General features: G+C 55.5%; 8 protein-coding genes. 6 read left to right on the plus strand and 2 right to left on the minus strand.

The genetic code is table 11. The features are described 5' to 3' along the window. A partial coding sequence (locus ABX962_RS24740; protein WP_372723268.1) for a DUF4147 domain-containing protein occupies window positions 1–506 on the minus strand: 506 nt, incomplete at its 3' end. Between the two features lie 56 nt (window positions 507–562). On the opposite strand from ABX962_RS24740, the gene ABX962_RS24745 reads away from it, so the two are divergent. Both ABX962_RS24745 and lpxK read left to right on the plus strand, forming a co-directional pair. Then, on the plus strand, window positions 563–3,019 hold the full coding sequence (locus ABX962_RS24745; RefSeq protein ID WP_372723270.1) for a DEAD/DEAH box helicase: 2,457 nt from the start codon (window positions 563–565) through the stop codon (window positions 3,017–3,019). Between the two features lie 64 nt (window positions 3,020–3,083). After that, window positions 3,084–4,175, plus strand: a complete 1,092-nt coding sequence (gene lpxK, locus ABX962_RS24750) for a tetraacyldisaccharide 4'-kinase (RefSeq protein ID WP_372723272.1) — start codon at window positions 3,084–3,086, stop codon at window positions 4,173–4,175. A 343-nt stretch (window positions 4,176–4,518) separates the two neighbouring features. Here lpxK and ABX962_RS24755 read toward each other — a convergent pair whose 3' ends face one another. Beyond that, entirely contained in the window at window positions 4,519–4,740 is a 222-nt protein-coding gene (locus ABX962_RS24755; RefSeq protein ID WP_372723274.1) for a hypothetical protein, read from the minus strand. A 317-nt stretch (window positions 4,741–5,057) separates the two neighbouring features. Between ABX962_RS24755 and ABX962_RS24760 the strand changes: the two genes are divergently transcribed. From ABX962_RS24760 to ABX962_RS24775, 4 genes are all read left to right on the plus strand, one after another. Then, window positions 5,058–5,423, plus strand: a complete 366-nt coding sequence (locus tag ABX962_RS24760) for a hypothetical protein (RefSeq protein ID WP_372723276.1) — start codon at window positions 5,058–5,060, stop codon at window positions 5,421–5,423. Window positions 5,424–5,644: 221 nt separating this feature from the next. Next, on the plus strand, window positions 5,645–6,766 hold the full coding sequence (locus ABX962_RS24765; protein WP_372723280.1) for a hypothetical protein: 1,122 nt from the start codon (window positions 5,645–5,647) through the stop codon (window positions 6,764–6,766). A 71-nt stretch (window positions 6,767–6,837) separates the two neighbouring features. Further along, window positions 6,838–7,083, plus strand: a complete 246-nt coding sequence (locus tag ABX962_RS24770) for a hypothetical protein (protein WP_339940670.1) — start codon at window positions 6,838–6,840, stop codon at window positions 7,081–7,083. Window positions 7,084–7,099: 16 nt separating this feature from the next. Beyond that, a partial coding sequence (locus ABX962_RS24775; RefSeq protein ID WP_372723278.1) for a site-specific integrase occupies window positions 7,100–7,495 on the plus strand: 396 nt, incomplete at its 3' end.

The raw sequence follows: 7,495 nt of genomic DNA on the forward strand, positions 1-7,495 counted from the left end.
GCACTCAAATGCTGGATCACCGCAAGCTTATCTTCGAGCGTGATGCCAGGGATCGGGGCGGGCAATAACGCACTGCCGCCGCCGGAGATCAACGCAATGCAAAGATCACGCGGGGTCGCCGCGCCGACAAGTCGCAGGATTTGTTCGGTTCCGTAAACGCCGTCCGTGGTCGGTTCATTCACACCTGCCGGCCGAGCGGGATGGATATGAATATGGCGAAGTACTTCGGATCCCTCTGCGGGAACGGTGCCTTCGGGTACATTGATCCATCCCTCGATGGGCAACCGATCGCCCACCGCTGCGACCAACCCCGTTGCCATCGCAGTGGCCGCTTTGCCGGCACCGACGACCACGATGCGGTCGAATTCGGCAAGTGAAAAAAGATGATCCGCAACGCAGAGCTGATCCGCTTCGACTTGGATTTCTGAAAGGACTCGTTCGTGGGCACGAACTGAATCGACACCGGCATTCCAGATTGAAAGGGCGTCTTGTCGTGGACTTGGCATCGATTCGTGTCTCCCTAGGTCCATTGTTCTTAGATGACTGTTACAACTTGTAGACTATGACGCAACCAACAGAGAATCCCGACCGTGACGTTTTGGCTTCGGAATACTTCGATCTGATTCCGTTCCAACCGTATCCCGTCCAAGAAGAAGCCTTGCTGGCGTATTTTACAAACGAGCAAGGAGTGCTGGTGTGTGCCCCCACCGGGACGGGGAAAACGCTGATCGCCGAGGCCGCGGTGTACGAGGCGCTACGGACCGGCAAACGAATGTACTACACGACGCCGCTGATCGCACTAACGGACCAAAAATTGGTCGAACTTCGCGAGTCGGCCGTCCGCTGGGGATTTTCGGCGGACCAAGTCGGATTGGTAACTGGGAATCGCACCGCCAACCCCGATGCCCCGGTATTGGTCGTCGTCGCTGAAATTCTGCTCAATCGGCTGCTGAATCCCGAGTCGTTTGACTTTGATAATGTTTCGTCGGTGGTGATGGATGAATTTCATTACTTCAACGATCCCGAACGCGGCATCGTTTGGGAGTTGACACTTGGGTTGTTACCGCCACACGTGCGAACGATGCTGCTGAGTGCGACGGTCGGCAATGCGTTGGATTTTACTTCGTGGTTGTATCGTTCTCACCAACGCCGGTTGCAATTGGTATCGGGCAGCGAACGCAAGGTACCGCTGCAATTCGAGTGGGTCGAGGACGAAATTCTGGCCGACTTTGCCGAAAAAATCGCGGCCGGAGACGAGGTCATGCGGCGGACCCCTTCCTTATTGTTCTGTTTCAGTCGTTCTCAGTGCTGGACCACGGCGGAACTGTTAAAAGGAAAAAGTTTGATCGACAAGGCCCGCCAAGCCGAATTGGCCGACTATTTGAACGCCGCCGACATGAGCGAAGGAGCGGGACCAAAGCTGAAGGCGATCCTGATGCGTGGCGTCGGCGTGCATCATGCGGGCGTCCTGCCGCGTTATCGCCGGATCGTCGAAGAATTGTTCCAGCGAAAATTGTTGAGTTTTTGTGTCTGTACCGAAACGCTGGCCGCCGGAATTAATTTGCCCGCCCGAAGTGTGGTGTTGCCTAGTTTGCTGAAAGGCCCCAAGGACAAAAAGAAGCTCGTCGATCCTTCATCGGCCCAACAGATCTTTGGGCGAGCTGGGCGGCCTCAGTTCGACGATCGCGGCTACGTCTTTTCGTTGGCTCACGAAGACGATGTCAAAATCAATCGTTGGCGAGAAAAGTACGATTCGATCCCCGAGGACACCAAAGATCCGGGGTTGATGAAGGCCAAGAAACAGCTCAAGAAAAAAATGCCCAAGCGGCGGAGTGGCGAATCGTATTGGACGGCGTTGCAATTTGAACAGTTGCAGCAAGCGGCCGCCGCGAATCTGTCCAGCCGAGGACGATTGCCGTGGCGATTGCTCGCTTATCTGTTGGGTGAAAATGCCGAAGTCCAACCGATTCGCGATTTGGTCGGACGTCGCTTGTTGCCGCCGAAAGGAATCGAAGAGGCTCAGCGTGATTTGAATCGGATGCTGATCACGTTGTGGACGGCTGGTTATATCGAACTGGATCCCAAACCGCGTGCGGCGTCGCCAAAGTTGATCAAGAAATCGAAAGACGACGCTCCGGCGGTCAAGGCGACCGAAGGTTTGTTTGGCAATTTGCTGGATCAGATGCGGAGCGATGAAGAGACCCAAAAGGCGAACGAAGAAGAGGACAACCAAGATCCGGCGTTGATCGAAAGTCGTGGCTACGAGGTCGACGACTATCGACCGACGCTCGCGAAGCCCACCGATCGATTGGAACGCTTGGTGCATTTGAAAAGCATCAATCCGTTGTTTGGCGTTTACTTAGCCGACCAATTGGCGATCGCGGATCCGCACGAACGGATTGCGGCACTGGAGAGCGTCTTGGAGGTGCCTGGATCGGTGGCTCGCTATGTGCGAATGCCCTCGTACGACGACATGCCCGCCGGAACCTTGGCAACGACGCGGTTGGATTCTCAATTGTTGACCATGGGGCTGGCGACGGCCGAAGAACTTGGTGCCAAGGGAGAGGACGAAGAGGAAGAGGTGCGTGATCGCGGCTTTGGTCGTGTGATGTTTGACGAACCGCGGGTGTGGCCGCTGACGATCGGCGAAAAACTTTTGCGGTTGTTCCGCGAAGAGTTTCCACGCGTGCAGAACGTCAACGTGCGTCCCGTTTGGATTGTCGGCGAGTTGCTCGAATTTGGTGGCGATTTTAATAAGTACGTGACCGCGCGGAAGTTGCAAAAGGAAGAGGGGATCCTGTTTCGCCATTGTTTACGAATGATTCTGTTGTTGGATGAAATGGCCAATGTTCCTCCGCTTGAATCGACCGTCGAGACCTGGGAAGATCCGCTTGATGATCTCGCCGATTTGTTGACCGAATCGTGTCGCAGGATCGACCCGCAAAGTACCGACGAAATTCTCTCGGACAGCAAGGAACCGGTTGACGATCTGGTCGGACTCGGACGACGCAACGCCTAGCGTCGTCCACGATTTGCCTCTCACGCTATAGCGGCTGATGCCACTTCCCTCGGTTCGGAAACTTATGGACTATCGATCGATTATGAACGGCCAGCGGAAAGATCCGGTGGCGGCTGTGATGCGAGGCGGACTTTGGGTTGCCAGCCAAGCGTACGCCCTCGGCATCTGGAAACGCAACCGAGCTTACGACGCCGGCCAAGGCGTTGTTCGATGTGATGTGCCGGTGATCAGCGTGGGCAACTTGACCACCGGCGGCACCGGAAAGACGCCGGTGGTTTGTTTCTTGGCAAAATGGTTTCGCGGCAAAGGCATCCGTGTGGGGATCGTCAGCCGTGGATACGGTCGAGGCGACGCCGATGCCAACGACGAGGCGCTCGAACTGTATGCACGGCTTCCGGATGTGCCGCACGTGCAAGACCCCGATCGGGTTGCCGCCGCAACGATCGCGGTCGACGAATTAGACGTCCAGCTGATTTTGATGGACGACGGATTCCAGCACCGCCGCTTGCATCGCGATCTGGACTTGGTGGTGATTGATGCGACGGAGCCGTTTGGATTTGGATATCTATTGCCGCGAGGATTATTGCGAGAACCTATCTCGAGTCTTTCGCGTGCCGACCTTGTCATCCTCAGTCGCTGTGATGCCGTCGATGCAGATCGGCTGCGATCGATTGAGCAGCAGATTCAAAAGGTCAACGCGACGTTGCCGATCGTGCGAAGCTCGCACGTGCCCACATCGCTGTTAGAGTATCCAAGTCAGACGATTCCGCTTGATCAGCTAGACGGTGATCGCGTCGCTGTGGTTTCGGCGATTGGCAATCCCGAGGCCTTCAAAGAAACGTTGGTACAGTGTGGCGCCACAATCGTCGCGTCACGCGAGCTGCCTGATCACGATCCCTACGCTCCCGAAACGGTCGAGTCGTTGCGGTCGTGGATTCGATCGCTTGGTGATTCGATCTCGCGCGTCATTTGTACCCACAAGGACTTGGTCAAACTTTGCACCGATTCCCTTGGTGGCGTTCCGGTGGCAGCGTTGATTGTGGAGCTGCGTATGAGTGAGCGGGAAGATTCCGAATCATCCGATTCGGCGGAGGCGACGTTACAAGCTGTGCTCGCGAAAGTCGCCGCACAGGTCGCGGTGGAAGAAGATTCTTAGCGGCAAAACGCAACGCTGTGAAGAATTTAGAGACGGCAAATGACGGCATTTGCGTTTCGTAGCGACGCTCGCCAGAGCGTGGATGGTTGCCGTCCAATACGAATCACCACTTTCGGGCGAAGGTAGCTACGAGAAAACACTTCACCGCGTTGGCCCAAGCGGCTAACTAAAGCACTCGCACCCAGGCAGGAGGCTAGGAACCCGTAGTGGAGTTCACCGTGAAGTTTTAAAAATCCTTCGCGGACGGACTGCAAAAAAAAACGTCTCTCCGATGTGGAGAGACGTTTTATTATTCAGGTCGCATTGGAAGCGAGAGCTTCGGACGCGATGATTCCTTCGTTTCTTACTCAGCTTCGACTTCTTCAACCGCAGGGGTTTCCGCGGCAGCTGGGGTTTCTGCTGCAGTGGTCGTGTTGCTTGGAGTTTCAACCGCAGCAGTGGTGTTCGACCCGCCTTCTACTTCAGCGCTGTCTGTGTCGATGTTGACCGTTGGTGGGGCAGGAGGCTTGCAACCGATAGCAACAACCATCAAGCAAGCAGCAACCAAAGAGGTGGGGATCATCATTCGGAGAGTGGGCACGGAAAAAATCCTCGAACTAAGAAAGGGGTGGAAGTGTTTTGCGGGAAAACGGATACGCAAAGGATTGGTTTCCCTAAACCCGAAGGCCGTCAACGACCTCCGTTGCTATATAGTGGACTCAGTTTTCTTCAAATTTGAAGGGGATGACCCCAATAATCCTTCAATTCCCCCTCAAAAATCAGTGACTCGGGACAGTTTTAACGGTGAGGCTGAATTCGTTCCGCCGTGAAATCCGATTTCTCAAAGGAGCCCTGGACGGGTTCATCCCACCCGTTGAACCCTCGTAAATTGTGAAGTGATTTATGCGTATTTGCCACATCCTTCCGCTCTCGCTGGTTATGGTCGTTATCCTCAGCGTTAGTGCTCCGTCGTCCTCGGCCCAAGAGCCTGAGGAGATGACGTTTAGTGAACAGGTGTCGCTGTTTGATTCGTTGGATTCGCCATCCCAGACGACTCCCCCCTCGAGTCAGACTTTGTCGCCAAAGACGCCGGCTGAACTTCGCCAAGCTCGCGCTTTATACCGGTCTCAGCAGCGGATTGCTCGCCAAGAGTACAATCTGTGGATGGGCCGCGAACCATTGCGACCGACATGGAATGCGATTCCGATGACATCGAGCCGCTACGCCCCACGCCATACCTATTACATTCCGGTTTACATCCAAAAGTAAAACCCGCCGTGTGTCCCGCCGCGAGGTGAACACGTGTGGTTGCGGCGATTCGTCGCAATCGTCGATGTTATCGCGTTTTTTTGACAATTCCCTCATCTCGGCGGGGGACAGCGTCCGATCAAACCTGTGGGAGCGGAGTGACAGGGTGCGCCATCGATGCGCCGAGACATGTCGTGAAACTTGCTCCCCTATGCTCGTTCCTGCTGCTGACCACCGTTGCGATGAGTTCGCTCGGTTGTTCGTTGGTTCCGGACACTCGTCAGCGTGAATCGCTGCACAACCCGTTTCCGCAAATGAAACGGGTCGCGGTGCTACCGTTTTTTAACCAGAGCAGTGAGCCGACGCTCGATACCGAATTGGTGTCCGAAAGCTATTATGCTGCCCTGCAAGCGATTCCGGGGTTCGAGGTCATGCCGATCGGCGTCACCAAGGCGCAGTGGTTGCAATATTCGGCGACGTATGGCGAGCCGACTACGGGAGCCGATTTTCAGCGGCTGGCCAAAATGATGGACGTCGAGGCGATTGTCGTCGGCTCGGTTACCGATTTTGATGCCTACTATCCGCCGCGAATGGCAATGACCGTTCATTGGTATGCGGCCAACGAAGGTTTCCATCCAATCCCGGCGGGTTACGGTTTGCCATGGGGCACCGACAAAGAGAAAGAGATCCCGCGGCGAATCGTTCGCGAAGCCGAATTCGAACTCGCTCGCAGCCAGCTCGAAACGCAATCACCCCTCTCTGGGGACGAGCCTGCAGCGGTTTCCCAACGCAATCTGCACCGAGTTTCGGCCGAAATGCCGCTCGATGCGAATCAACTTCGTCCGCCGACTGCTGCGGATGACTCGCCGATCGACGCGATGGAATTGGGCCCCCCTTCGACTCGGGATAGCAATTCGTTTGTTGAGAACCAGGCGACGGGCCAAGCGACGGGCCAAGGCCAGAATGGGGCGGGTTATCCCGGCGCCCCGACGGCCGAAGAGGTGGGCTTGGGATTGTTTCGAGACCAATTGCCCGAATCACCGTTGCCAGCAAATTGGCCCGAGCCTACCGACTTGATCCCCGACCCGCCGTCGCCGCTGCGTCCCGCGACGATCGTGAATCACGATCCGGTGTTAACGCATACACGAATCTATCGGGGAGATGACTCTTATTTCACAAATCGGCTCGCTGATTACGTGGAAACGGGCGATGATGCGCGTTCGGGAGGTTGGCAGGGTTATTTAAAACGTAGCGATGATTTCATTCGTTTCTGTTGTCACGTCCACATCGCAGAAATGCTCGAATCACGAGGTGGAAGTGACGCAAGGGACCTCATCTTGCGATGGCCGCTAAGCCGATACTGAAAGCCAGGTAAGTCGGGTAACCCCGGCTGTTTGGCATCGGCGTTGTGACTAGCAAATGGACACTTGCATCAATGGATCAGGAAATCAATGTTTTAGCGCTGGTCAAAGGCGAAGAGAAGTTCATCTTCATGTTCGATGATCAAAATCGCGATGAGACACTGCGTCAATTAGCACGCTTTGCGGCCGATCCCGATCTTGAGTTTTCGTGGTATGACGCAGCGATGCTGAGCCGCAAAATTCGTGATGCGGTTCCGACCGAAGATGACATGCTTGCTAGCGAAGAATTTGACAGCTTGTCAATCGACGACTTCTACTAAGACCCCACTGCACTTCATGCAAAGCGCGATCACTCAATTTTTGCGGTACTTGGCGACCGAACGCAATGCATCCGATCTGACGATCAAGGCGTATCGAGAAGATCTTTTTGCGATGGTCGAGTGGTTTCGAGCCACTCGCGGCCAGGTTCCAAAACCGGAAACACTTTCGCCACAAGAGCTGCGTACGTTTCAAGCGGCACTGCAAGAAGCCGGTTACGCGCGGACCACGATCGCTCGCAAACTCGCGTCGCTCCGCAGTTTCTATCGATTTGCGATGCGGCAAGGGATCGCGACCAGCAACCCTGCAAAACCGCTTCGCAATCCACGGCGGCAACGCAAATTGCCTCACGTGTTAAGTAATGACGAGGTGGGCCGCTTGCTGCTCGCGCCGCCCGGTGGCGACACTGCGGGA

This window comes from Novipirellula sp. (genome assembly GCF_041583735.1).
Taxonomy (GTDB): Bacteria; Planctomycetota; Planctomycetia; order Pirellulales; family Pirellulaceae; genus Novipirellula.

Coding starts and splice junctions, on each gene's coding strand:
- ABX962_RS24745 (WP_372723270.1), top strand. CDS start 563: ATGACGCAACCAACAGAGAATCCCGACCGTGACGTTTTGGCTTCGGAA.
- lpxK (WP_372723272.1), top strand. CDS start 3,084: ATGGACTATCGATCGATTATGAACGGCCAGCGGAAAGATCCGGTGGCG.
- ABX962_RS24755 (WP_372723274.1), bottom strand. CDS start 4,740: ATGATGATCCCCACCTCTTTGGTTGCTGCTTGCTTGATGGTTGTTGCT.
- ABX962_RS24760 (WP_372723276.1), top strand. CDS start 5,058: ATGCGTATTTGCCACATCCTTCCGCTCTCGCTGGTTATGGTCGTTATC.
- ABX962_RS24770 (WP_339940670.1), top strand. CDS start 6,838: ATGGATCAGGAAATCAATGTTTTAGCGCTGGTCAAAGGCGAAGAGAAG.
- ABX962_RS24765 (WP_372723280.1), top strand. CDS start 5,645: ATGAGTTCGCTCGGTTGTTCGTTGGTTCCGGACACTCGTCAGCGTGAA.